This window comes from Vibrio sp. Vf1514 (assembly GCF_052076135.1).
Lineage (GTDB): Bacteria > Pseudomonadota > Gammaproteobacteria > Enterobacterales > Vibrionaceae > Vibrio > Vibrio furnissii.
In genome coordinates, this window is record NZ_CP197267.1 from 2891560 (window position 1) to 2917855 (window position 26296).

Below are 26296 nucleotides of genomic sequence, written 5' to 3' on the forward strand. Positions count from 1 at the left end.
AAAATCGATGGCGTGTCATGATTGCCGCGAAAACTGGTTCTGGAAAAAAATTGGCCGCTGTCAGCGCTGCATGGATCAACTCACCACGTTGTCGGTGGTGTGCTGGGTGGTGTGGTATTTTGCATTTCGAGACGATCCACGCAGCATCCAATCGATCGCTTTGATCGTGGCCGGTTTTGCGTTTAACACGTTGCTGTTTCTGCATTTGTGGATGAAGTTTGTCATTCTGCCGTGGCGTCAACGCCAAGGTAATCATAAGCGCGATAGATGAAACACGAAGACTTTGATTTATTGCGGCTCAGAAAAGAAAAAAGCCCCAAAACGAAACGTGTTTCAGGGCTCTCTTAGATTCTTCTAAGAAAAAGCAGTGGTACAGATATAGACCCAGCTTCCTCTTATTGGTTCCCAAAAAAATCGATCTTTTTTCGATCTTTTTGAGTCATTCAATCGAGTACTGAATATTCAATTGGTTATGCAACACTGGCCTTAATGATCAGGTGCTCATCCAAATTGACTTCCAGCGCAACTTCATCACACGCATGTTGACGCGGGCACTGCTCGCAATCTTTCAGTACTTTTTCAGGCAGCAACGTTTTCGAGGTCGGAATGAAGTCCAGCTTCATAAAGAACTCCGGTGTCCGTGTCAGCACAAACACTTTCTTGATCGCCATTTGGCGCGCTTTTTTCACCAGATAGTCGACGATGGCCGTGCCCTGACCTTGTCCTTGCCAGCCCGCTTCCACGCCGAGTGAGCGAATCTCGGCTAAGCCGGAATCGTACACATAAAGTGACGCACAACCGGTGATTTCACCATTGTGTTCCGCCACCGCAAACGAACCGATATCGCGCACGATTTCATTGCGTGAACGCGGCAGGTTTTCGCCCATGTTGGCCCAGTAAGTCACCATGCCTTCCAACGTTTCAATGTCGGTCAGACGCGCAGGACGCACTTTGACTGAAGACGCATCGCGTTTAGACAGGCGTTTCTCTGCTTGTTCCACCGCGTAGGCCACTTGATGTGGCGCCACGCCGCCGAGAGCGCTCCGTTTTTCCAAGCACGACTCAATGGTCAAAATCGCATACACATCATTTTCAATCACGGGTGAGAAGGCTTTCAACTCTTCCAGTGACAGCTCTTCCAGTGCGCAGCCTTTGGCAATCGCACCCACGACCGCAACCCCAACAATATGGTGCGCTTCACGGAATGGAATGCCTTTCGCCACCAAGTAATCTGCCAGTTCAGTGGCGTTGGCGTATCCTTGTTTGGCGGCTTCCAACGTACGTGCGTTGTTGACTTTGATCCCTTCAAAGCACAGCGCCGCCATTTCCATACAGTCATTCCAAGTGTCGAGCGCGTCAAACAGCCCCTCTTTGTCTTCTTGCATGTCTTTGTTGTACGCCAGTGGCAGCGCCTTCACGGTCATCATCATACCAGCCAGTGAGCCATACACACGACCGGTCTTACCACGAATCAGCTCCAGCGCATCCGGGTTTTTCTTTTGTGGCATCAAGGACGAGCCCGAGGTGACGGTATCTGCCAGTTCAATAAAGCCTGATTCACCGGAGTTGTAGAAGATCATGTCTTCCGCCAGACGTGACAAGTGCAGCATCGAAATCGACGCCGTGGTCATCAGTTCCATCACATGGTCGCGGTCCGATACGGAATCGAGTGAGTTACGGGTCGCACGACGAAAGCCGAGCGAGTGCGCCAGTTTTTCACGGTCAATCGCGTACGCAGTGCCAGCCAGCGCGCCAGACCCCAGCGGGCATGTATCGAGGCGTTTAATCGCATCGCTCAAACGAGAATAGTCACGCTCAAACATTTCGACATACGCCAAGCACCAGTGTGCAAATGTCACCGGCTGAGCCCGTTGCAGGTGTGTATAACCCGGTAGCACGGTGCCCTGATGTGCTTTGGCCACGTCGACCATTTTGTTTTGCAGACGATCTAGTGCAATCAGCAGTTGCTGACCTTGCTGGCGACACCACAATTTCAGGTCGGTGGCCACTTGGTCGTTCCGCGAACGGCCGGTGTGCAGTTTTTTACCTAAATCGCCGACTTTGCTGATCAGTTGTTGCTCAACCCAAGAGTGAATGTCTTCCGCATCCGACAGTAGAATCTGCTCGGGGTCTTCCATCACTTCTAGCTTGAGTTCATTGAGCGCCAGTTCCAGCTTTTGCTGTTCTTCTTCGCTCAGCACATTCACAGACAGCAAAGCTTTCGACCAAGCAATGGACCCCACAATGTCCTGCTCAGCCAATCGGTAATCGAAGCGCAATGAATCATTAAAGTCTTTGAATCTTGTGTCTGCCGCTTGGGTAAATCTTCCGCCCCATAATGCCATTGCGTGTCTCCTAATGCTCACTCATCACTTGCTGTGCTAGTATGATATCCGACCTGAATCAGGCGATTTATTGTGTTTGTCAAAGTTACGGGAAGTTGAACAAAAAATAAAGTAAAAATTCACTTTTTAAACATAGTTATTCAGTAAATATTTTAAGACTGACTCGTTTACTATCGCAGATACAACAAAGCCCGCTTGCAGAGCAAACGGGCTTTTCTATTTGTGGCAAATTTTGATTATTTATTTGCGCGTTATTTCTTCGCTGCAGCGCTTAGCGCACGAATACGGCTCGACAGAGAGTATAGACGAATGAAACCACCCGCGTGGCTTTGGTCGTACACGTCGTCTGCACCGAATGTGGCAAACTCTTCCGAGTAGAGGCTGTTCTCAGAACGTTTCTGAGTCGCCGTTGCCTGACCTTTGTAAAGCTTGATCACCACTTCGCCATTCACGTCTTGCGCCAGCTCTTCTGCCGCGGCAAACACAGACTTACGCAGTGGTGTAAACCAACGGCCATCGTACACCAGGTGAGAGGCTTTGATGCCCAGCTCTTCACGGAATTCAAACGCCGTTTTGTCTAGAACCAGCTGCTCAACAGCACGCAGCGCTTCCATCATGATGGTGCCCCCCGGCGTTTCATAACAGCCACGAGACTTCATGCCCACCAAACGGTTTTCCACGATATCGATACGACCCACACCGTGTTTCACGCCTTTCTCGTTCAGCGCAACCAACACGTCGTAAGGTGACAGCGCTTGGCCGTCCACGGCTACTACTTCGCCTTTCTCGACTTTCAGCGTCACGTACTCGGCTTCATTTGGCGCTTGCTCTGGGTCGACTGTCCATGCCCAGCAATCATCGTTCGGTGCGTTCCAAGTACTTTCCAGTACGCCACCTTCTGTAGAAATATGCCATGCGTTTGCGTCACGCGAGTAGATTTTCGTCAGTGACGCCGCACATGGAATGTTACGCTCGGCAAGGTAATCCAGACACTCTTCACGGCTGACCAGATCCCACTCACGCCAAGGGGCAATCACGTGCAGATCCGGTGCCAGCGCAGCGAACGCGCCTTCGAAACGCACTTGGTCGTTGCCTTTACCGGTACAACCGTGCGCCAGTGCATCTGCGCCAACTTGACGTGCAATTTCCACTTGTGCTTTCGCGATCACCGGGCGCGCCATTGACGTTCCCAGCAGGTATTTACCTTCGTAGTAAGCACCGGTTTTCAGCGTTGGGTAGATGTAGTCTTTAACCAGCTCGTCTTTCAGATCGACGACGTAACACTCTGAAGCCCCTGAGGCGATCGCTTTCTCTTCAATGCCGACCAGCTCATCCGCGCCTTGACCAACATCGGCCACAAACGCCACGACTTCACAGTCATAGTTTTCTTTCAGCCATGGAATGATGACTGATGTATCCAGACCGCCAGAATATGCGACAACCACTTTATTTACTTGAACTTTACTCATTGTACTTCTCTCCAACTTCCTGGCTCTGCGCTTGGCGGTCAGTGCTCAGGTTTATGTCCATTAATTCGTTTGTTATTTCAATTCGTTTATTCAGGCAGAAACTGCGTGCCGATGCTTTGTCCGGCGAACAGCTTGGCGAGCTTTTCCGGATAGCGCCAGGTGGCCACTTCAATCGGGCGCCCCAGATCTTTAGCCGCTTCCAGCGCCGCTTTGACCTTCACAATCATGCCGTCGGTAATCACTTTGCCGGCGATCAACGCGTCGGCTTGCTGTTCATCAAGGCTGGCAATCAGATGACCTTTGCCATCCAACACACCGCTCACATCCGACAGCAGCACCAGTTCAGCGTCGAGCGCGCCAGCCACTGCAACAGCAGCTTGGTCAGCATTGACGTTCATCATCTGCCCCTCAGCGGTCAGGCCGATGGAGCTGATGATGGGCAGAGCACCCGCCGTCAGCAGCGCTTCAACCAGCTTGGCATCACCCGCTTTCGCCAGACCAACCGCGCCCAGTTCCGGATCCAGTTCGACCACCTGACACAGGCCGCCGTCAGCCAGACAAAGCCCCACCGCATTCAAACCATCTTTGATCGCTTGGCCTTGCAGCATCTTGTTCGCCGTCCCGGCCAGCGCACCGGCAATGACCGGGATCTGATCGTAAGGCGTCACGCGCAAACCGTCTTTTTTCACGGTTTTCAGCTGCAGTTTTTCCATCAGTTCGTCCACGAGGTAACCACCGCCGTGTACGATCACAATTCGTCGCTGTGCTTGGGCTTGATACTGGGCGATTGCGCCGAAAAGCTTGCTGAGTGTCTCTGCACACGACAGAGCGGCACCACCTAACTTAATCACCAATGGATTTTGCTTTGTATCCGTCATTTTTAACCCTTACACCAAAGCGGTTAGTTCATCGAAACCGTAGTGAATGTTTAAACATTGCATCGCTTGACTCGATGCACCCTTCAATAAATTGTCTATCGCCGATACGACGATGATGTGTTCGCCCTGCACTTTCCAACCGATGTCGCAGAAAGGCGTGAATTCCACATTCTGAATGCTCGGCAGTGTGTTGGTCTGCAAACGCACGGCTGGCTTGTTGTAGTAGGCCTGCTCAAACGCTTGTGCGACCTGTTCCGCCGTCACACCCGCAGCGAGCTTCAGGGTAATGGTGGCCAGAATGCCACGCTTAAAGTTGCCCAGATGCGGCGTAAAAATCACATCGCAATCGAGGTGTGCCGCGATTTCAGGTTGGTGACGATGGGTAAACACGCCATACGGCTGCAAGCTGACTTCGCAGAAACTGTTGGTCATGCTGGCTTTACGCCCCGCACCGGACACACCGCTCACCGCGTTGATCACCGGCCACTGAGATTTATCCACCAGACCCGCCACCAAGAGCGGCTTAATCGCCAGTTGCGATGCGGTTGGGTAACAACCCGCGACGGCAATCAACTGACTATTGAGGATCGCGTTTTGGTTCCACTCCGCCAATCCGTAAGCCGCTTCGGCTAACCAATCACCATGCTGATGTTCGAACCCATAAAACTGTTGATAAAACCCTTCGCTTTGCACGCGGTACGCGCCAGACAGGTCAAACACCTGACAGTTGTTGGCAAGAAACACGGGCGCGAGGTCATGGCTGACTTCATGCGCCGTGGCAAGAAAGACCACATCAGCATCTTTCGCCACTTGCTCGACATCGAGTAATGCCTGCACTGGCATCTCCACCAATCCAGCCAATTTGCCGTGCAATTGGGCAATTGACTTTCCAGCGTCTACGCTGTTGGCGGAAACGTATAAACCTGATAGCGTGAGCTCTGGGTGTTTATGAACCATAAGAGCCAGCTCTGCTCCGGTGTAACCGCTTGCGCCGATGATGGTGGTTTTTAGCATCGTAAAACATCCAAAAAGAAGGTGAATAACAACATTTAAAACTGACTATTAATTTCCAAAAAGACCAGATTAATCGGTTTTTTATTCATTAAAAGTGATTTAATATGTGTTTTACATTTTCAACGTTATTCTGTCAATAGTAGGAGCGAAGATAATATGCAATTACCCAGTTTCCTCGAAGTCTATGAAGGCTTGATTTCGACCCCGTCGATTAGTGCCACCGATCCCAAATGGGGCAGAAGGTAATGAACAGGTGATTGCCAAATTGGCAGGCTGGCTGACCGATCTCGGCTTTCAGGTGACGATTGATCAAGTGGCGCCAGGTAAACAAAACCTGATCGCCAAAAAGGGCGAAGGGGAAGGCGGCCTGTTACTGTCAGGCCACAGCGATACCGTGCCGTTTGATGAAGGGCGCTGGAACTATAATCCTCATGCGCTCACGCAGGATAACAACCGGTTTTACGGCCTCGGCACCGCCGACATGAAGGGCTTTTTTGCCTTTATTCTGGAAGCTGTGAAAAAAGTGGACTGGAGCAAACAGCGCAAACCGCTGTATGTGCTGGCGACCTGCGATGAAGAAACCACCATGCTGGGCGCACGTCACTTCACGCAAAATGCGCCATTCAAACCGGATTACTGCATCATCGGTGAACCCACCAGCTTGGTGCCAATTCACGGCCACAAAGGCCACGTCGCCAACGCCATTCGCGTGACAGGCAAATCGGGGCACTCCTCGAACCCTGCGCTCGGTGTCAACGCGATTGAAATCATGTATGAAGTGCTGTTTGCGATGATGCAACTGCGCGACAAACTGGTGAAAGAGTACCATCACCCCGGTTTTGAAATTCCCACGCCGACACTCAACCTCGGCCATATTCACGGCGGCGATGCGCCCAACCGAATCTGTGGTTGCTGCGAACTGCATTACGATGTGCGCCCGCTACCGGGCATCAGTTTGGATGGGTTGGACAACATGCTGCGTGGCGCGCTGCAAGAGGTTCAGGAAAAATGGCCGGGCCGAATTGAATTGGAGCCGCTGCACGACGCGATTCCGGGTTACGAGTGCGCGCACGATCACCCATTTATCACCGGCGTGAGTGAAATTTGTGGCCATGAAGCGCAAACCGTCAACTACTGCACGGAAGCGCCGTTCTTGCAGGAGCTATGTCCGACTTTAGTCTTAGGCCCAGGCTCGATTGATCAAGCCCACCAACCAGACGAATTTTTGGCATTTGAGTTCATCGACCCCACCATCAACGTGTTGTCCAAAGCGATGGTCAAATACTGCTTTTAAAGTGTGAACAAGCTGTTACGTCGCCCTGAGTCGGTTTTACCACTCAGGGCTTTTTGTAAGAAAATTTCAACAAAAAAGGTGTTTTATCCTAACAGCTGTTCAAAAGAACCAACGAAGCAATAAATGGAATCTTAGTCTGCTATGTTTGACGGCACTGGACAAATTTCGTTAGATTGTGTACTTAAAGAAAAGAACAATGGATGTAATTTTTTTACAAGGCAGGATGACAATGAACGAAAAATACGCCGCGCTCAAAAGTAACGTGAGCATGTTGGGTCGACTCCTCGGTCAGACCATTCAAGATGCAGACGGAGACGTTATTTTAGAGAAAGTGGAGACCATCCGAAAACTTTCCAAATCTGCCCGCGCCGGCAACCAAGCGGATCACGCGAATCTCATTGAAGAGATTAAAAGCCTTAACAACGATGAGCTCACGCCCGTCGCTCGTGCTTTCAACCAATTCTTGAACCTGACCAACATCGCCGATCAATACCACACCATTTCACGTCATTGTGAAGCGCATGTGTGTGAACCGGATGCGGTGCATTCGCTATTCAGCCAACTGAGCCAGAACGGCATCAGCAAACTGGATACCGCCCAAGCGGTACGCGATCTGAACATTGAACTGGTGTTGACCGCGCACCCGACGGAAATCACCCGTCGCACCATGATCAACAACCTGGTCAAAATTAACGAATGTCTGTCCAAACTGGAGCTGAGCGAACTCTCTTCCAAAGAACGCCTCAAAACCGAGCGTCGCTTAGAGCAGTTGATCGCACAGGGCTGGCATTCCGACGTGATTCGTAAACAGCGCCCAACCCCGCTGGATGAAGCCAAATGGGGCTTTGCCGTGGTGGAAAACTCTCTGTGGCAAGCGGTACCTGAGTTTCTTCGTGAACTAAACGAGAGCGTCAAAGGGTATCTGGGAGAAGGATTACCTATCGACGCTCGTCCGGTGCACTTCTCCTCTTGGATGGGCGGCGACCGCGACGGTAACCCGTTTGTGACCCACTCCATCACGCGTGAAGTGATGCTGCTGTCGCGCTGGAAAGCTGCCGACCTGTATTTAGGCGACATCAGCGAGTTGGTGGCCGAACTGTCGATGACCAAATGCAACGACACGCTACGTGAATTGGCTGGTGAAGAAGAACACGAACCGTATCGCGCGGTGTTGAAACGCGTTCGTTCGTTGCTGCAAGAAACACTCGATATTCTCGATGCAAAAATTCACGGCCAAAAACTCGCGGTGAAAGCGCCGCTGCAAAACATCAGCCAGCTGTGGGATCCGCTGTACGCCTGTTACCAATCGCTACATGAGTGTGGCATGGGCGTGATTGCCGACGGCTCGCTGCTCGATACCCTGCGCCGCGTCAAAGCGTTCGGGGTTCACTTGGTGCGCCTCGACATTCGTCAAGAAAGCACCCGTCATTCCGATGTTTTGTCGGAACTAACCCGTTACCTTGGCATCGGTGATTACAATCACTGGAACGAACAAGACAAAATTGCGTTCCTGACCAACGAGCTGGCGTCCAAACGTCCGCTGTTGCCACGCGATTGGGAACCGTCTGAGCCGGTCAAAGAAGTTCTGGATACGTGTAAGATCATCGCCGCGCAGCCGCGCGAAGCGTTTGGTGCTTACGTGATTTCGATGGCGCGCACCGCTTCAGATGTGCTCGCGGTACACCTGCTGCTGCAAGAATCGGGCTGCCCTTACCGCATGGACGTGTGTCCACTGTTTGAAACGCTGGACGACCTCAACAACGCCGAAGCCGTCATTACTCAATTGATGAGCATCGATCTCTACCGCGGCTTTATTCAAAACCATCAAATGGTCATGATCGGTTACTCCGATTCCGCCAAAGATGCTGGTGTGATGGCCGCAGGTTGGGCGCAGTACCACGCGATGGAATCGCTGGTGAGAGTGGCAGAAGAAGCGGGTGTTGAACTGACGCTATTCCACGGCCGTGGCGGCACGATTGGTCGTGGTGGCGCGCCAGCGCACGCGGCACTGCTGTCTCAGCCACCGAAAAGCTTGAAAGGCGGCCTGCGCGTGACGGAACAAGGCGAGATGATTCGCTTTAAACTCGGTCTGCCCGAAGTCGCGGTCAACAGCTTTAACCTGTACGCCAGCGCGGTGCTGCAAGCGAACCTGCTGCCACCACCGGAGCCAAAACAGGAATGGCGCGATCTGATGAACGTACTGTCGGAAGTGTCATGTGAAGCCTATCGTGCCGTGGTACGGGGCGAACCGGACTTTGTGCCGTACTTCCGCCAAGCAACGCCGGAGCTAGAACTGGGTAAACTGCCGCTGGGCTCACGTCCGGCAAAACGTAACCCGAACGGCGGCGTCGAAAGCCTGCGTGCGATCCCGTGGATCTTCTCGTGGAGCCAAAACCGTCTGGTCCTGCCTGCATGGCTGGGAGCGGGTGAAGCGATTCAGTACTCTATCGACAAAGGCCATCAGGCGCTGTTGGAAGAGATGTGCCGCGAATGGCCTTTCTTCTCTACCCGTCTGGGCATGCTGGAAATGGTGTACACCAAGTGCAGCGTCGACATTGCCCGTTACTACGACGAGCGTTTGGTGGATGAAGCACTGCGTCCATTGGGCCAACGCCTGCGCGCGCAACTGCAAAAAGACATCAAGACCGTGCTGAACGTCGAGAACAACGAAAACTTGATGCAAAGTGATCCGTGGGGCCATGAGTCCATTCGTCTGCGCAACATCTACGTCGAACCGTTGAACATGCTGCAGGCCGAACTGCTGTACCGGACGCGTCAATCCCAGGAACCAGCACCAGAACTGGAAGAAGCGCTGATGGTCACCATTGCGGGCATTGCAGCAGGTATGCGCAATACCGGCTAATTAACAGCATAAAAAACCACTTAAAACCAAAAGACCGCTCACTGGCGGTCTTTTATTTTATTTGATAGATTTATTGAGAATAATATCAGTTTTTTGAAAAAAAACGCTATTGTATTCTACTTTATGCTTATTATTTAGATATACTACAGCTCCTCTGCGACATCTATTCAAACACTACAAGTCGCAGTTCGATATGCAACGACATATCAATCCTAGGTGATAAACGGCTTTCAAGGTGACAAGGGCAGCACATCGTTGCTGACAAGACTCAAACCCTGAATCACAGCGTGCCAACAAGAAGTACGCACGATGGCTGAGTCTACTGTTAGAAGTTTATTAACCATTTGGATTGAAGACATGTCATTACCACACGTTATCCTCACTGTTCTGAGCACACGCGATGCAACCGGATACGACATCACAAAAGAGTTTTCTGCAAGCATCGGCTATTTCTGGAAAGCCAGTCACCAACAAGTTTATCGTGAACTGAACAAAATGGGTCAGCAGAATCTGGTGACCTGTGTCCTGGAACCTCAAGAAGGCAAACCGGATCGTAAAGTCTACTCCATCACCGATTTAGGCCGCAGCGCGCTAGGTGAATGGTTTGACCAACCGACCGCCCACCCAACTGTACGTGATGAATTCAGCGCAAAATTAATGGCTTGTGCTGTCCAACCGGCGGATCCGTACCGCATTCAACTGACCGAACTCATCGAAGAGTCGCGCAAACTGGTTGCCCACTACAACGAGATTGAAGCGGCGTACTATGCCAACCCAGCCGTGATGGACAAGCAGCAGCGCTTAGAGCGCCTGACACTGCGTCGCAACCTGTTGGTGCGTCAAGCCTGGATTCAGTGGGCCGAAGAAGTGGTCGCTGAACTGGACGCGATGGCGTAAAGTGAAAAAAGGGATGATGCGCAGCACCATCCCTTTTTTGTTATCGTTGACGGCTCGAACTAGATGCCGTCGCCACCAATAAAGGTTTGTGAACGGCCGTTAAAGTTCTGGTCCATGTCCAGCGACGGCTTATCAGTTCTCGGACGGCCGACAATGCGTGCGGGCACGCCCGCCACTGTGGTGTGCGGCGGAACCGGTTGCAACACCACCGAGCACGACCCAATCTTGGCCCCTGTCCCCACTTCGATGTTGCCGAGAATTTTTGCCCCAGCACCAATCATCACACCTTCGCGGATTTTCGGGTGACGATCACCACACTCTTTACCGGTACCACCCAGTGTCACGTCTTGCAGAATAGACACATCGTCTTCCACCACCGCCGTTTCACCAATCACGATCCCCGTGGCGTGGTCGAGCATGATGCCGCGACCGATACGCGCTGCCGGGTGAATGTCTACCTGACACGCGACTGAAATTTGGTTTTGCAGATAAGTTGCCAGCGCCTGACGACCTTGGCACCACAGCCAGTTCGCCACGCGATACCCTTGCAGCGCATGGTACCCTTTCAGATACAGCAGCGGCATCGAGTACATAGAAACGGCCGGGTCACGCGTCACCGTCGCACAAATATCACACGCCGCGGCTTCAGTGATTCTCGGATCGGCGGCGAACGCCTCTTCCACCACTTCACGAACCGCCATGGCTGGCATAGATGCGGTATTGAGTTTATTCGCTAGAATATAACTCAGCGCAGCCGCCAAACTTTCGTGTTTAATAATCGTCGCGTGATAGAAGCTGGCCAGCATTGGCTCTTGCTCTGACTGCTCGCGAGCCTCGTTCACGATGGCTTGCCAGACTTTATTTTGTGCGCACTGTTTCATTGATCACTCTGCCTCGGGCTTTTCCCCGGCATGGCGTCACGCCGGGTTGCTCTTTTAATCCTTCAAAAAATGCCAAGCAGCTTATTGCTGTGGTTATCGTTCTGCTTTTTTATCACGCGCCAGCAAATCTTGTGCTGCCATGCGGGCGTCCTTTCCTTGATACAATACTTGATAAATTTGTTCAACTATTGGCATCTCCACGCCCATGCGTTGCGCCAGTAGCCACACCTCTTTGGTGTTCCGATACCCTTCCACCACTTGGCCGATATCTTGTTGCGCCGTATCGACATCTTTGCCTTGGCCCAAGGCCAAACCAAAACGACGGTTGCGCGATTGGTTATCGGTACACGTCAGCACCAAATCACCCAGCCCCGCCATGCCCATGAAGGTTTCCGGCTGCGCGCCCAGCGCCGCGCCCAGACGGGTCATTTCCGCCAAACCACGGGTAATCAGCGCCGTACGTGCGTTGGCACCAAAGCCGATGCCATCCGACATCCCCGCACCAATGGCAATCACGTTCTTCACAGCGCCACCCAGTTGCATGCCGATGAAATCGCTGTTGGCATAAACACGGAAGGTTTTGCTGCAGTGAATCTTTTCCTGCAGATCGGCGACAAACTGCGCGTCAGGCGATGCCACTGAAATCGCGGTGGGCATGCCCATCGCCAGCTCTTTCGCAAACGTCGGGCCAGACAGCACCGCCAATGGATGGGATTCACCCAGCACGTCATGCGCCACATCTTGCAGCAAACGTCCCGTGTCCGGTTCCAACCCTTTGGTTGCCCAGCAGATACGGGTGTCTTCTCGCAAGTAAGGTTGCAGGCTGTTGAGCACAATCGCAAACACATGGCTTGGCACCACCACCAGCAGATCGCGGCTCGCTTGCACCGCTTTTTGCAAATCGGATTCAATGATCAGCGACGGTGGAAAATCGATGTCAGGGAGGAATTCGTGGTTAGCACGTTCCGCTTCCAAACGCGCCATGTGGACCGGATCGTGTCCCCACAGGACAACATTGGCGCCGTTGCGAGCCAAAGAAATGGCCAGAGATGTGCCGTACGAACCCGCGCCAATGACGGTCATGGCGATCGCTTTACCGTAAGCATTGTTTGTGTGTGAATCAGTCATTGTTCCGCCTGATGGATAACAGTTTGTCTTATTCTATACCCAAAACACGCCCAAATGCAGACGCACGGCGTTTCGCTGTGGGTAAAAACAAAAATGCACATCGCACCATGCTAGGAAGATGCGCTGTGCATTAGCGTTGCCTCTCACAACTTTTTGGCGCGAGAGGCAGAGCGGTGAAGAGCGTCAGCTTAAGCTTGCGCTTCACCTTGTTCAGCTTGTTGCTGTAGGTAGTTCATGAACAGGGCATCAAAGTTCACAGGTGCCAGGTTCAGTTGTGGGAACGTCCCTTTCACCACAAGGCTCGCGATTGTTTCACGTGCGTATGGGAACAGGATGTTCGGGCAGAATGCGCCAAGGCAATGTGCCAGTTGGCCCGCTTCCATTTGGTCAGCCGTGAAGATACCCGCTTGTTGTACTTCACACAGGAATGCGTTTTCTTCTGCGTTTTTCACAGTCACAGTCAGGCGTAGCACCACTTCGTACACACCTTCGCCCAGTTCACGGCTTTGCGTGTCCAGATCCAGTTTCACATCTGGGTTCCACTCTTTTTGGAACATTGTTGGCGAGTTAGGTGCTTCAAACGACACATCTTTTAGATAGATGCGTTGAATTGCGAAGTTTTGTTGCGGAGCTTGTTGTTGTGCTGCTTCAGCCATGATTTTGTCCTTAATACAGATAATTTCGAGTCATTGCCCTGAGACTAACCGAGAGCTGGCGGGATCACTAGAGTGGAAATCCAATCCGTGCCAAGTATCACAACTCTGGGTTTCAGGCGCCGACATTTTGTGCAGCGCCCATTTCAGAACGTTCGTGACCGATTATTTTTTGCCACGAACCAGAGGAAGATTTGCTTCGTTCCAAGCCACTAGGCCGCTTTTTAGCAGGTTAACGTTCGCAAAGCCCGCTTTTGCCAGCAGCTCAGCACTTTCACGTGCAGTCTGACCTGTTTTGCATACTACGATGATTGGGTCAGATTTGTGGCTTTCAAGGGCAGACAGGTTACCGGCTTTAATGTCCGACGGTAAAATGTGAACTGAGTCGGTAATGTGACCACGTTTGTAATCTTCTTTGGTGCGAATATCCACCACCACACCGTTTTCTCGGTTCATCAGATGCGTCACCTGTGAAGCGGTGACTTCTTTGTAAACAGCCGTTGATGATTTATAGATGCTGGCGATCAACGCCACCAAAATACCTACCCAGGCCAGGGATAGGATCATGTTCTGTTGGAAAAACTGAATGTATTCTTGCATATCCTGCGCTCTTGCAATGGTGGATCAAAACAGCCAAAGAGTATAACGAGGTTGCCAGCCTGACGCGAGCAGTTAGCACGCAGAATCCCTGACTTATGCCACGAAAATGACTCCCGTTTGGCCAGCGTTCGCGCTTTGGGGCGTGCTGGCCACTGGCCTTTGATTAGGCACGGGGAAACGGAAATGCGGTCACTTTATCAATGTGATCCTCACCCAGCGCCAGCATGATCAAGCGATCGATGCCCAGCGCAACCCCGGCGCACGCCGGCAAGCCCGCGTCCAGCGCGGCAATCAAATGATAATCGATCGGTTGGGAGGCCAACCCCATATCGATGCGTTTGGCATTATCAGCCTCGAAACGCGCCAGTTGTTCGCGGGGGTTGTCGAGCTCATGAAACCCGTTCGCCAACTCGATGCCTTTGAAATAGACCTCAAAGCGATCCGCCACGCGCGCATCGTTTGGGTTGATCTTGGCCAGCGCTGCTTGCGAGGCGGGAAAATCATACACAAATGCTGGCACGTGCTGACCAATGTTGCCTTCAACGCCCATGCTAAATAGCAGTTGCAGCAAGGTATCGCGATCCGTTTCCGGCTCAGCAATGTCGCTTAATCCTAACGACGCGGCCGCCTGTTTCAGCTCGGCCATGCTGCCTTCCAGCGGACACACCCCCAGCACGGTTAAAAATGCCTGCTGATAGGTCAGGCGCTCAGAAGCTCCCGTTTGCAGCGTCATTTGCAGCAATGCATCCATTTCGTCCATCAAATCGTGATGATCGAACCCGACGCGATACCACTCCAGCATGGTGAATTCTGGATTGTGATAACGGCCATTTTCTTCATTGCGAAACGCTTTCGCCATCTGATAAATCGAGCCGCTGCCGGCAGCCAGCAAGCGCTTCATGTGAAATTCCGGGCTGGTCATTAGATGCAGGTGACGCCCCGTCGCGTAACCGGGGCCAACAAACTGGGTTTGAAACGTATGCAGATGCACATCGGTCACGGTGGCATGACTCATCGCGGGCGTATCCACTTCCAACACATCACGCTCGGCAAAAAACTGACGAATGCGACTCAATAGCGCTGCGCGCTGCTTCAGTTGCTCAATTGATGCGGTCGGCATCCATTCTGACTTGCTCATTTTCGGTCTTCACATATACACAGAGAGGGATAATTCTACTCATATGTATAAAAAAACCAAACCCGTACGTGATCGAAATCACACAAAGAGCAATAAGTATGCTTGCGCTTGCATTACCTAAGCAAAAGCCCAACAGAATCAATTTTTTCAAACAACGCCTCTTCTAAACTACCGCTACCACTTTGGTACAAGTGGAAAGTAGCGAGTACCGAGAAGAAGCTTTCCTTCGTATCGACAAGCTGCGAATCATAATCAAGGGATCCTAGCCGGTCCCCATAAAAAACTCACTACACTGGAGGATAACTGTGCAAACTATCACCACAGATATCGCAGTCATCGGCGCCGGCGGCGCTGGTCTTCGTACTGCTATTGCAGCGGCTGAAGCAAACCCGGACTTGGAAGTCGCGCTTATTTCCAAAGTTTATCCAATGCGCTCTCATACGGTCGCTGCAGAAGGTGGATCAGCAGCAGTTATCAAGGAAGAAGACAGTTTAGATAACCACTTCAACGATACCGTTGGCGGTGGCGACTGGCTGTGTGAACAGGATGTTGTTGAATATTTCGTTGCGAATTCGACACGCGAAATGATCCAAATGGAGCAATGGGGTTGTCCTTGGAGCCGTAAAGAAAACGGTGAAGTCAACGTGCGCCGTTTCGGTGGGATGAAAGTCGAACGTACATGGTTCGCAGCCGATAAAACCGGTTTCCACATGCTGCACACCCTGTTCCAAACTTCAATGAAGTACCCGCAAATCAAACGTTTTGACGAATACTTTGTGGTCGACCTTCTGGTGGTTGACAGCGAAGTGCAAGGTCTGATTGCGATTCATATGTCAGAAGGTGAATTGGTTACTATTAAAGCGAAATCTGTTGTTCTCGCGACAGGTGGTGCTGGCCGTGTTTACCACTGCAACACCAACGGCGGCATCGTGACTGGTGACGGCATGGCGATGGCTTACCGCCACGGCGTTCCCCTACGTGACATGGAATTCGTGCAATACCACCCAACCGGTCTACCGGGCACAGGTATCCTGATGACCGAAGGTTGTCGTGGTGAAGGCGGTATCATCGTCAATAAAAACGGTTACCGTTACCTGCAAGATTACGGCATGGGCCCGGAAACACCGGTTGGCCATCCAAAGAACAAATACATGGAACTGGGTCCACGCGACAAAGTTTCTCAAGCGTTCTGGCATGAGCAGCAAAAAGGCAACACCATCAAACACCCACTGGGTGATGTGGTACACCTCGACCTGCGTCATCTGGGCGAAGAATACCTGCAAGAACGTCTGCCGTTCATCTGTGAACTGGCTAAAGCTTACGTCAACGTCGATCCAGCGAAAGAGCCGATTCCTATTCGTCCGACCGTGCACTACACCATGGGTGGTATCGAAACTAACGGCGAATGTGAAACACGCATTCAAGGCCTGTTCGCTGTGGGTGAATGTGCGTCTGTCGGTCTGCACGGTGCCAACCGTTTAGGTTCAAACTCTCTGGCTGAATTTGTGGTGTTTGGCCGCGTTGCCGGTGAACACGCCGTGAAACGTGCTGAAACATTCAAAGGCTGGAACGACACCGCCATCGCTGAACAAGTGAAAGCGGTTGAAGCACGCATTCAAGCGCTGCTGGACCAAAAAGGCGACGAAAACTGGGCTGACATCCGCACTGAAATGGGTCACACCATGGAAGCGGGTTGTGGTATCTACCGTCAGGAAGATCTGATGGAAGAAACCATCAACAAACTGGCAGAACTGAAAGAACGCTACAAACGCATCAGCATCAAAGACAAAGGCAAAGTGTTCAACACTGACCTGCTGTACGCGATCGAAGTCGGTTATGGCCTAGAAGTCGCAGAAACCATGGTTCACTCTGCCATCCTTCGTAAAGAGTCTCGTGGTGCGCACCAACGTCTTGACGACGGCTGCACAGAGCGTGATGACGTGAACTACCTGAAACACTCGCTGGCGTTCTACCAAAACGGTGATGCACCGAAGATCGATTACAGCGCGGTCACCATCACAAAATCTCAGCCAAAAGCCCGTCTATACGGTGAAGCGGCAGAGCAAGCAGCAGCGGCCGAAGCAGCACAGAGCGTAGAGGAGCAGAAATAATGTCAGCGAACCGCATTCAAAAAGTGGAAATCCTGCGCTACGACCCAGCAAAAGACGCAGAACCCCATCTTCAAGCGTTTGAAGTTCCGTTTGATGAAACCATGTCTGTGCTAGACGCGATCGGTTACGTGAAAGACCACCTAGACAAAGATCTGTCTTACCGTTGGTCTTGTCGTATGGCGATCTGTGGTTCATGCGGCATCATGGTCAACGGCGTGCCAAAACTGGCCTGTAAGAGCTTTTTGCGTGACTACCCTGATGGCGTGAAAATTGAGCCACTGGCGAACTTCCCTATCGAGAAAGACCTGATTGTGGACATGAGCCCGTTCATCGAGCGTCTGGAAGCCATCAAGCCTTACATCATTGGTAACGACCGCAAACCGGAAGACGGCACCAACCTGCAAACACCGGAACAGATGGCGAAATACAAACAGTTCGCTGGTTGTATCAACTGTGGTCTGTGCTACGCAGCGTGTCCTCAGTTCGGTCTGAACCCAGAGTTCATCGGTCCTGCGGCCCTGACACTGGCTCACCGTTACAACCTAGACAGCCGTGACAACGGTAAAGCAGAACGAATGAAGCTGATCAATGGTGCCAACGGCGCTTGGGGCTGTACGTTCGTCGGCTACTGCTCTGAAGTGTGTCCAAAACACGTTGACCCAGCGGCTGCGGTAAACCAAGGCAAAGTGGAGTCATCTATGGACTTCGTCATTGCAATGCTGAAACCACAGGAGGCTTGAGGATGAGTAACCGTAAACCTTATGTTCGTGAAATGAAACGTACTTGGTGGAAAGATCATCCGTTCTACCGCTTCTACATGGTACGTGAAGCGACCGTACTGCCACTCATCCTGTTCACCCTGTTCCTGACCGTGGGTCTGGGTGCATTGGTGAAAGGACCGGAAGCGTGGGATAGCTGGTTGGCCTTTATGGCAAACCCAATCGTCATCGCGATCAACATCGTCGCGCTGGCAGGTAACCTGTTCCATGCGCAAACCTTCTTCAGCATGATGCCACAAGTGGTGCCAATTCGCCTGAACGGCAAATTGCTGGATAAGAAAATCATCGTACTGACTCAGTGGGTGGCAGTTGCCTTCATTTCACTGATCGTTCTCTTCGTGGTGTAAGGAGCTTATTGTGATTAATACCAATCCAAAACGTTCAGATGAACCGGTATGGTGGGGTCTATTTGGTGCTGGTGGTACATGGTTTGCCATGATCACGCCAGTGACCATTCTGGTGCTGGGTATCCTGGCACCGCTGGGCATCATTGATGCTGACGCGATGAGCTACGAGCGTGTGTCTGGTTTCGTGACCAGCATCATCGGTGCGCTGTTTGTGATCGGCACATTGGCGCTGCCGATGTGGCATGCGATGCACCGTGTTCACCACGGCATGCACGACCTGAAATTCCACACTGGTGTGGCAGGTAAAATTGCATGTTACGGCTTCGCAACCATCATTTCTGCACTGGCCGTTGTGTTTATCTTCATGATCTAACACACCGTCAACAGGCAAAAAGGCAGGTCTCTCACCTGCCTTTTTTATTGCGCCGAATGCCTGAATTCCGGCCACAAAAAAACCAGCGCTAGCGCTGGTTTTTTAATCAAACGGTTACTTATTTCACGCGGCTGACGTATTCGCCACTGCGAGTGTCCACTTTGATCACTTCACCAATTTGGATGAACAGCGGTACACGTACAACAGCACCGGTAGTCAGCGTCGCTGGTTTACCGCCAGTACCTTGCGTGTCACCTTTCAGGCCTGGATCCGTTTCTGTGATTTCCAGCTCAACAAAGTTCGGTGGTGTCACGGAGATTGGGTTACCGTTCCACAGTGTCAGCGTGCACGTGTTGTTCTCAACCAACCATTTCGCGCTGTCACCCACCGCTTTCAGATCCGCTGGGATCTGTTCGAACGTTTCTGCGTTCATGAAGTGGTAGAACTCACCGTCGTTGTATAGGTAGTCCAGATCGATATCCATGACGTCAGCGACTTCAACTGTGTCACCAGACTTGAATGTTTTTTCTAGAACTTTGCCAGAAAGCAGCTTACGGATTCGTACGCGGTTGAACGCCTGACCTTTACCGGGTTTCACATACTCGTTTTCGAGAATGACACACGGCTCATTATCAAGCATAATTTTAAGACCGCCTTTAAATTCATTCGTGCTAACAGTAGCCATTATTTCCTCTTACATTCTTCGAGTTAAAGTTAATGCCGCACATCATAACCCGAAAAGTCGATTCTGTTGAGCAAAACTGGATCCAACAGCTCGCGAATGGGATCTCCGATCCCGCGCAATTACTTCAGCAGCTCGGTATCGATCCCCAGCCATGGCAAAACGGATTTGACGCGCGCAAATTGTTTGCGCAGCGGGTGCCACAAAGTTTTATTGATCGCATGGAAAAAGGTAATCCGTACGATCCGCTGCTGCGTCAAGTTTTGCCACTCAGTGAGGAGTTTGACGTCCATCCGGGCTACTCCGAAGACCCGCTTGACGAACAGAACAACGCCGTGCCCGGCTTGCTGCATAAATACCGCAACCGCGCGCTGATGATTGTCAAAGGCGGCTGTGCGATTAACTGTCGTTACTGCTTTCGCCGTCACTTTCCGTATGCCGACAATAAAGGCAGCAAAGCGGTGTGGCAGCAAAGTCTGGATTACATCGCGTCACAGCCAGAGCTCAATGAAATCATTCTCTCCGGCGGCGATCCGTTGATGGCCAAAGATCAGGAGCTGAGCTGGCTGATTGAGCGTATCGGCGCCATCAGCCATATCAAGCGCCTGCGCATTCATTCTCGCTTGCCGGTGGTGATTCCTGCGCGCGTCACCGATGAATTGGTGGCGCTACTGGCCAATACCCGCCTTCAGGTGGTGTTAGTCACGCACATCAACCACGCCAACGAGATCAATCTGGCACTCAAACAGCAGATGGCACGCCTGCGCGCGGTGAATGTCACGTTACTGAACCAAGGCGTGATGCTCAAAGGCGTGAACGACAGCGTGACGGCGCAAGTGGCGCTGAGCGACACTCTGTTTGATGCCGGTATTCTGCCCTACTACATGCATGTGTTGGACAAAGTGCAAGGTGCGGCGCACTTCTACATCAGTGATAGCGAAGCCAAAGCCATCATGAGTGGATTGCTGGAGCGCGTGTCCGGTTACTTGGTGCCCACGCTGACGCGCGAGATTGGCGGTCGCAAGAGCAAAACGCCGCTCGACTTGCATTTGGAATAACCGAGCGCCTATCCGCCCGCGTAATAAGCAAGCGTTATCCACACCAGCAAAAGCTTTTATTCGCGTCACGGTTCAATTGGGCGCATACTGCGCCTTTTTCTTCTTGAGCAATTGTAAAGACCATGATGCTTTCTCTCGATACTGTCTTTGATTTGGGCCCGTTCAGTTGGCCAGCCCTACTGTGTTGCGCCATTACGGGTTTGCTGATCGGCGTGGAACGCCAAACGCGCGGCAAGCCGGTCGGCATTCGAACGTCGATCCTCATCGTCTCCGGGACTTACCTGTTCATGGCGATGGCGGTATCGCTCTCGCCCAATACGCTCGACCAAGCGCGCGTACTCGGCCAAATCATTACTGGGGTTGGTTTCCTCGGGGCTGGCGTGATGATGACGCAAGATGGCAAGATTCATGGCGTGACGTCGGCAGCCGTCATTTGGGTCCTGGCCGCGCTCGGCTTGATGATTGGTTTGGGTTACCACGTGCAATCGGTGATGATCACGGTGCTGGTGCTGTGCGTGCTATATGGCGTGGATAAGGTTGAAAATACCTTTCAAAGCCTGCGCCGTGGTGTGCATCAACGTTTTCGTCGTCCGCACTAACGCCCGGCTCACCCGCTCAGAAACTCAGAAACAAAAAAGCGTTGCACCCTGGCAACGCTTTTTTCATTCAACCGCCGCTTATTTCGCGAAGTTGATAATCGGGAAACACTTGAAGAAGCCGTTGTCTGCACAGTTAATCAGACCTACCTGCACACCTTCAATTTTCGATGTTTTGTTGAAGATACCCACTTGCACAGTTGAGGTGTCAGAGAAGTTCGCTGCACCCACATCGACCATGGTGTTACCTTCAGAATAGTTCACGAAGCTGACGTTCGCGCCTTTCACATCATTGGTGATGTTGACGGCACCGAGGTTCGCACCCACCGTTTTACCGGTGTTCCAGTTGAACAGACCCAGTGAAGCACCCGTCATTTCTTGGTTGATTTTGTGCGCGCCGAAAATACCCAGGTTCACACCTGTGGTGGTTTGCGTTTCCGACATACCAATCACAGCCAAGTCCAAACCTTTCACCTGATCAACATTGCCGTACAGGGCCGCAACACGGACGCCCGCAACCGTATTGTCATCCGGCGCATTAAAGTTGTTGATTGAAGAGAACATCACCGGTGTTGACGCCAAAGCAGAAGTCGAAGCCAGAGCGGCAGTCACTGCCAGCGCGGATACGATCTTTTTCATACTAACCTCCATCGTTGGGATAGTTTTAATTGTGCACCTGCTTATTATGGCCGCAACAATGACCAGCAATTGTTAGTTTTTCGTCATTCTTTTGCTAAGCGACTGATTTCACTCTATTGAGTGAATCTTCACGCCATAGCCCCCCGCCTCTTGCGCGACAAAATCGACGAAGTGGTGAATGGCTTCTAACGCATCTTCTTCATGATGGGTGACGTACAGCAGCTGACTGATGCCCGCCGAAGCAATGCGATTGAGCGCATGGAACACCAATTTACGATTGAGGTAATCCAGCCCCTGATATGGCTCATCCAGAATGAGCAGCGCTGGCTGCTTGATCAGCGCGCGGCCAATCAGCAGGAGACGTTGCTGACCGTAATCAAGATTGCGAAATCCGACCTTCTCCAGCGCGCTCATTTCTAACAGGTTCAGCCACTCACGCGCCAACAGAATCTCTTTCTTGGACGGTTGTTGATACAGGCCAATCGAGTCGTAAAAGCCCGACACCAGCACTTCCAACGCGCTGCAATTGACGCGATATTGCAGATGCAGCGCCGAAGACACCACGCCGATGTGCTTTTTGATATCCCAGATGGTTTCGCCACTGCCGCGCTTCATCCCCAGCACGGTGATATCGTTGCTGTAACACTGCGGGTGATCGCCGAGGATCAGACCGAGCAGCGTGCTCTTGCCGCACCCATTAGGGCCACGTACCTGCCAGTGCTCCCCTTGTCGAATTTGCCAGTTGATGCCCTGAAAAATGGGCGCATCGACATACTCAACCGTGACGTCATTCATCACCACCAGCGGATCCGGATAGCGGTGCGCGCTCTGATGAGCCTCCAGCAGTGTCAGCATGGCGTCACTGCGGCTGTGCGACAGCGCTTTCATCTGCGCCATCAGCGGATGCTGGAGCCACGCCTCGCGAGTTAGGGTTTGTGACAAGCTGCGCTCGTCAAAGAGCGCCACGTGGGTCACAAACGGCGGTAATTCATCTTCACGCGAGGTGACAATCAGCAGTTGCATCTGCTGCGCCAGTTCCTCCAGCAGTTGAGAGAGGTGCGCGCGGTGGGCAATATCTAACCCGGAATACGGTTCATCGAGGATCAGCAATTGTGGCTTAAGCGCCATCGCCCGCGCCAACATCACGCGGCGAGTTTCACCGGTCGACAACTGACGAAACCCACGCTGACGCAGCGCCAGCAGATCGGTTTGCATCAATAGCGCTTCCAGTGCCGCTTCACCACAGCCAGTTTCCAGAATCAGCTCCTGCACTGTCGACCCGTAATCAATCTGGTCCATAAAGTCGGTGTCGTCTTTTTCCAGCTCCATATCCAGCAACCGCTGCTGCTCATGCAGCGACACACATGCCACTACGCCGGGCAGGTCACTCACCTCACCTTGCTGCGGCGTCAGTTCGCCGCTCAGAATGCGCACCAACAACGAGGCGGCGTGGCTGTGGGTGGAAAACATGCCCCAATGTTCGCCTTGGGCCAACGCCCAGTCGTCAATGGTGAGCGACACCGATTCGGTGTGGTGTTTAAGTTGCTGAATTTTCATATTGACCTTTCCTTGGAAACTGATTTTTCAGTGTGCAGAAACTGCGCAAAAATTTCTAGCGGATTTTCAGGCATAAAAAAAGCCGGAGCATTCACTCCGGCTTGTTCAGTTTGAATGGGGCGCGAATTACATCATGCCGCCCATGCCACCCATGCCGCCCATGTCAGGCATTGCTGGTGCATCTTTCTTCGGTAGGTCAGTCACCATCGCTTCCGTGGTGATCATCAGGCCAGCCACAGACGCTGCAAATTGCAGTGCGCTACGGGTTACTTTGGTTGGATCCAGAATACCCATGGCAATCATGTCGCCGTACTCGCCAGTTGCGGCGTTGTAACCGTAGTTACCGTCGCCCGCTTTCACGTTGTTCGCAACCACTGAATCTTCGTCGCCCGCGTTTTTCGCGATTTGACGAATTGGCGCTTCCATCGCACGTAGCGCCACGCGGATACCCACGTTTTGCTCTTCGTTGTCGCCAGTCAGTTCAGTTAATTTAGATGCTGCGCGAATCAGTGCCACGCCACCACCTGCAACCACGCCTTCTTCCACAGCTGCGCGAGTCGCGTGCAGTGCGTCTTCAACGCGGTCTTTCTTCTCTTTCATTTCAACTTCAGTCGCTGCGCCAACTTTGATCACGGCAACGCCGCCTGCCAGTTTCGCAACACGCTCTTGCAGTTTTTCTTTGTCGTAATCTGATGTCGCATCTTCGATTTGTTGACGAATCTGAGTCACACGACCTTGAATTGCCACTTCATCACCTGCGCCATCAATGATGGTGGTGTTTTCTTTGGTGATGGTCACGCGTTTCGCTTGACCCAGATCTTCCAGCACAGCTTTTTCCAGCTCCAGACCGATCTCTTCAGAAATCACTGTACCACCAGTCAGAATCGCGATGTCTTGCAGCATCGCTTTACGACGATCGCCAAAGCCCGGAGCTTTCACAGCCGCAACTTTCACGATGCCGCGCATGTTGTTCACAACCAGAGTAGCCAACGCTTCGCCTTCCACGTCTTCTGCCACGATCAGCAGTGGACGAGAGGCTTTCGCAACGCCTTCTAGGACTGGCAGCAGTTCGCGAATGTTTGATACTTTTTTGTCAACCAGCAGGATGAACGGGCTTTCTAGATCCACGCTGCCTGCTTCTTGGTTGTTGATGAAGTAAGGTGACAGGTAACCGCGGTCAAACTGCATCCCTTCTACCACGTCCAGCTCGTCTTGCAGCGCCTGACCTTCTTCAACGGTGATCACACCGTCGCGGCCCACTTTTTCCATCGCTTCTGCGATGATGTTGCCCACGCTCACATCTGAGTTTGCAGAGATAGTGCCGACCTGTGCAATCGCTTTGGTGTCTTCACATGGCACAGACAGCGCTTTCAGTTCTTCAACCGCTGCAATCACCGCTTTGTCGATGCCGCGTTTCAGATCCATTGGGTTCATGCCCGCCGCCACAGCTTTCAGACCTTCGTTCACGATCGCCTGAGCCAGTACGGTTGCGGTTGTTGTACCGTCACCCGCTGCGTCGTTGGCTTGAGAAGCTACTTCTTTCACCATTTGTGCGCCCATGTTCTGGAATTTGTCTTCCAGTTCAATTTCGCGCGCCACAGATACACCATCTTTGGTGATGGTTGGTGAACCAAAAGATTTGTCGAGAACAACGTTGCGGCCTTTCGGGCCAAGGGTAACTTTTACTGCATCCGCCAGAACGTTTACACCTTCTAGCATTTTAACTCGAGCGTCATTACCAAATTTTACGTCTTTAGCAGCCATTTTGTATTTCCTTTAGAATTCGGTTTTAGTTCGTTTGCTTGGGAGCAATTACTCAACGATTGCCAGAATGTCGTTTTCAGACAAAATCAGTACTTCTTTACCGTCGATTTTCTCTGATTTCGTGCCGTAGCCTTCAGCAAAAATCACAGAATCGCCAACTTTCACGTCCAGAGGCAGAACTGTACCATTTTCCAGAATGCGGCCTTTGCCGACTGCAAGTACTTTACCGCGTGTTGATTTTTCTGCCGCAGAACCAGTGAGAACAATTCCACCAGCAGATTTTGATTCAACTTCTTGGCGTTCAACGATAACTCGGTCGTGTAATGGACGAATATTCATCGGTCGTCTCTCCTGATTAAATTTTCCGTTTGGTTAATAAAACGCTGATTGACCAGCTTGTGAATGATATGTGGGGTATCAAACGCCATATCCCAAGGGGTAAGCGCGAAAAAATTGTGATGAAATTAACGAATCCGTGGTGAAGTCGACGCATTGCGAGCATTTCGACCGCCTAACACCATCCCGTATAGTAAATAATTTGCTTTATTAAACTGAATATCCATAATAGTCAGAGAATAAAGAGGGACATGATGAAGACGATCGACCGGATTTTACACACCATCAAACGTGAAGGTGCCGTGACCGCCAAACAGCTTGCCGATGACTTGGGAATGACCACCATGGGGGCGCGTCAACACCTTCAGGCACTGGAAGACGACGGCATCCTGGCGTTTCACGATGTGAAAGTCAAAGTGGGTCGTCCGACGCGCCATTGGTCACTGACCCGCAAAGGCCATGATCAATTTGCCGATCGCCACGGTGAACTCACCATTCAAGTGATCGAAGCGGTGGAACATCTCTTTGGCAAAGAAGGCTTAGCCAAAGTGGCAGCCGAGCGTGAAGCGCAAACCTTGGCTCATTATCAGCAAGAACTGGACGCCTGCCCCGATCTGCACAGCAAACTCGCCACCTTGGTGGAACTGCGTGAGCAAGAAGGTTACATGGCGGAGCTGGAGCAAACCGAGCACGGTTATCTGCTGATCGAAAATCACTGCCCAATCTGTAAGGCCGCCAAACGCTGTCCAAATTTGTGTCAATCAGAGCTGAACATTTTTCAGCGCCTGCTGGGCGACACCTGCCGCATTGAACGCAGTGAACACATCATCGAAGGCCAACGCCGCTGCACCTACGTGATTGCGGCCGCCTAACATTGTCTTAATATTGAGAACG

24 protein-coding genes and 1 pseudogene are annotated in these 26296 nt (G+C 52.0%); 11 read left to right on the top strand and 14 right to left on the bottom strand.

Annotated elements, in window-relative coordinates:
- Window positions 1–7 precede the first annotated feature (7 nt).
- Window positions 8–271 carry a DUF3624 domain-containing protein gene (locus ACS18Q_RS13440; protein ID WP_004728560.1) on the top strand — a complete coding sequence of 88 codons (264 nt, stop codon included), beginning with the start codon at window positions 8–10 and terminating at the stop codon, window positions 269–271.
- Window positions 272–470: 199 nt separating this feature from the next.
- On the opposite strand, the gene argH is transcribed toward ACS18Q_RS13440, so the two are convergent.
- From argH to argC, 4 genes are all read right to left on the bottom strand, one after another.
- On the bottom strand, window positions 471–2345 hold the full coding sequence (gene argH / locus ACS18Q_RS13445; RefSeq protein WP_004728559.1) for an argininosuccinate lyase: 1875 nt from the start codon (window positions 2343–2345) through the stop codon (window positions 471–473).
- A gap of 251 nt (window positions 2346–2596) precedes the next feature.
- The gene (locus ACS18Q_RS13450; RefSeq protein WP_004728558.1) at window positions 2597–3814 is read right to left on the bottom strand and encodes an argininosuccinate synthase; all 1218 of its coding nucleotides are present in this window, start codon (window positions 3812–3814) and stop codon (window positions 2597–2599) included.
- 86 nt (window positions 3815–3900) lie between these two features.
- Complete coding sequence (gene argB, locus ACS18Q_RS13455; protein ID WP_004728557.1) at window positions 3901–4692, bottom strand: acetylglutamate kinase; 792 nt, start codon at window positions 4690–4692, stop codon at window positions 3901–3903.
- A 9-nt stretch (window positions 4693–4701) separates the two neighbouring features.
- Entirely contained in the window at window positions 4702–5706 is a 1005-nt protein-coding gene (gene argC / locus ACS18Q_RS13460; RefSeq protein WP_206981779.1) for an N-acetyl-gamma-glutamyl-phosphate reductase, read from the bottom strand.
- 156 nt (window positions 5707–5862) lie between these two features.
- Between argC and argE the strand changes: the two are divergent.
- From argE to ACS18Q_RS13475, 3 genes and pseudogenes are all read left to right on the top strand, one after another.
- Window positions 5863–7000: pseudogene (gene argE, locus ACS18Q_RS13465) on the top strand (acetylornithine deacetylase).
- Window positions 7001–7229: 229 nt separating this feature from the next.
- Window positions 7230–9863 carry a phosphoenolpyruvate carboxylase gene (ppc, locus tag ACS18Q_RS13470; RefSeq protein WP_441257157.1) on the top strand — a complete coding sequence of 878 codons (2634 nt, stop codon included), beginning with the start codon at window positions 7230–7232 and terminating at the stop codon, window positions 9861–9863.
- Between the two features lie 357 nt (window positions 9864–10220).
- Entirely contained in the window at window positions 10221–10760 is a 540-nt protein-coding gene (locus ACS18Q_RS13475; RefSeq protein WP_041942469.1) for a PadR family transcriptional regulator, read from the top strand.
- Between the two features lie 59 nt (window positions 10761–10819).
- Here the strand turns inward: ACS18Q_RS13475 and cysE are convergent, their stop codons facing one another.
- The 5 genes from cysE to epmA form a co-directional block, all read right to left on the bottom strand.
- The gene (gene cysE / locus ACS18Q_RS13480) at window positions 10820–11641 is read right to left on the bottom strand and encodes a serine O-acetyltransferase (protein WP_441257158.1); all 822 of its coding nucleotides are present in this window, start codon (window positions 11639–11641) and stop codon (window positions 10820–10822) included.
- Window positions 11642–11734: 93 nt separating this feature from the next.
- Window positions 11735–12769 (bottom strand): NAD(P)H-dependent glycerol-3-phosphate dehydrogenase, encoded by a 1035-nt coding sequence (gene gpsA, locus ACS18Q_RS13485; protein WP_004728551.1) that lies wholly within the window; start codon window positions 12767–12769, stop codon window positions 11735–11737.
- Between the two features lie 188 nt (window positions 12770–12957).
- Entirely contained in the window at window positions 12958–13425 is a 468-nt protein-coding gene (gene secB, locus ACS18Q_RS13490; RefSeq protein WP_004728550.1) for a protein-export chaperone SecB, read from the bottom strand.
- 162 nt (window positions 13426–13587) lie between these two features.
- The gene (locus ACS18Q_RS13495) at window positions 13588–14022 is read right to left on the bottom strand and encodes a rhodanese-like domain-containing protein (protein WP_441257159.1); all 435 of its coding nucleotides are present in this window, start codon (window positions 14020–14022) and stop codon (window positions 13588–13590) included.
- Window positions 14023–14185: 163 nt separating this feature from the next.
- Entirely contained in the window at window positions 14186–15160 is a 975-nt protein-coding gene (gene epmA, locus ACS18Q_RS13500; protein WP_441257160.1) for an elongation factor P--(R)-beta-lysine ligase, read from the bottom strand.
- Window positions 15161–15465: 305 nt separating this feature from the next.
- Between epmA and frdA the strand changes: the two genes are divergently transcribed.
- From frdA to frdD, 4 genes are read left to right on the top strand one after another with little or no spacing between them, the layout of a single operon-like run.
- Complete coding sequence (gene frdA / locus ACS18Q_RS13505; RefSeq protein ID WP_441257161.1) at window positions 15466–17271, top strand: fumarate reductase (quinol) flavoprotein subunit; 1806 nt, start codon at window positions 15466–15468, stop codon at window positions 17269–17271.
- A complete protein-coding gene (locus ACS18Q_RS13510; RefSeq protein ID WP_004728546.1) occupies window positions 17271–18011 on the top strand; it encodes a succinate dehydrogenase/fumarate reductase iron-sulfur subunit in 741 nt (246 codons plus the stop codon). Before frdA ends, ACS18Q_RS13510 begins: the two co-directional genes overlap by 1 nt.
- A 2-nt stretch (window positions 18012–18013) precedes the next feature.
- Entirely contained in the window at window positions 18014–18397 is a 384-nt protein-coding gene (frdC, locus tag ACS18Q_RS13515; RefSeq protein WP_441257162.1) for a fumarate reductase subunit FrdC, read from the top strand.
- A gap of 10 nt (window positions 18398–18407) precedes the next feature.
- Complete coding sequence (frdD, locus tag ACS18Q_RS13520; protein WP_004728544.1) at window positions 18408–18770, top strand: fumarate reductase subunit FrdD; 363 nt, start codon at window positions 18408–18410, stop codon at window positions 18768–18770.
- Between the two features lie 118 nt (window positions 18771–18888).
- Here frdD and efp read toward each other — a convergent pair whose 3' ends face one another.
- Window positions 18889–19455, bottom strand: coding sequence for an elongation factor P (gene efp / locus ACS18Q_RS13525; protein ID WP_038152610.1), 567 nt, complete (start codon window positions 19453–19455; stop codon window positions 18889–18891).
- A 32-nt stretch (window positions 19456–19487) separates the two neighbouring features.
- Here efp and epmB point away from each other — a divergent pair, with 32 nt between their 5' ends.
- Together epmB and ACS18Q_RS13535 are read left to right on the top strand one after the other, a co-directional pair.
- Window positions 19488–20510 carry an EF-P beta-lysylation protein EpmB gene (epmB, locus tag ACS18Q_RS13530; protein WP_441257163.1) on the top strand — a complete coding sequence of 341 codons (1023 nt, stop codon included), beginning with the start codon at window positions 19488–19490 and terminating at the stop codon, window positions 20508–20510.
- A 125-nt stretch (window positions 20511–20635) separates the two neighbouring features.
- Complete coding sequence (locus ACS18Q_RS13535) at window positions 20636–21109, top strand: MgtC/SapB family protein (protein WP_004728541.1); 474 nt, start codon at window positions 20636–20638, stop codon at window positions 21107–21109.
- Between the two features lie 78 nt (window positions 21110–21187).
- On the opposite strand, the gene ACS18Q_RS13540 is transcribed toward ACS18Q_RS13535, so the two are convergent.
- The 4 genes from ACS18Q_RS13540 to ACS18Q_RS13555 all read right to left on the bottom strand — a co-directional run bounded on the left by ACS18Q_RS13540 (window position 21188) and on the right by ACS18Q_RS13555 (window position 25405).
- Window positions 21188–21745: a VC2662 family protein gene (locus ACS18Q_RS13540; RefSeq protein WP_004728540.1), complete on the bottom strand. Its 558-nt coding sequence runs from the start codon at window positions 21743–21745 to the stop codon at window positions 21188–21190.
- A 108-nt stretch (window positions 21746–21853) separates the two neighbouring features.
- Window positions 21854–23302: a molybdate ABC transporter ATP-binding protein ModF gene (modF, locus tag ACS18Q_RS13545; RefSeq protein WP_283512492.1), complete on the bottom strand. Its 1449-nt coding sequence runs from the start codon at window positions 23300–23302 to the stop codon at window positions 21854–21856.
- Between the two features lie 126 nt (window positions 23303–23428).
- On the bottom strand, window positions 23429–25066 hold the full coding sequence (gene groL, locus ACS18Q_RS13550; RefSeq protein WP_143680267.1) for a chaperonin GroEL: 1638 nt from the start codon (window positions 25064–25066) through the stop codon (window positions 23429–23431).
- A gap of 48 nt (window positions 25067–25114) precedes the next feature.
- Complete coding sequence (locus ACS18Q_RS13555) at window positions 25115–25405, bottom strand: co-chaperone GroES (protein WP_004728537.1); 291 nt, start codon at window positions 25403–25405, stop codon at window positions 25115–25117.
- A 251-nt stretch (window positions 25406–25656) separates the two neighbouring features.
- On the opposite strand from ACS18Q_RS13555, the gene ACS18Q_RS13560 reads away from it, so the two are divergent.
- Window positions 25657–26274, top strand: coding sequence for a helix-turn-helix transcriptional regulator (locus tag ACS18Q_RS13560; protein WP_038152609.1), 618 nt, complete (start codon window positions 25657–25659; stop codon window positions 26272–26274).
- Window positions 26275–26296 lie beyond the last annotated feature (22 nt).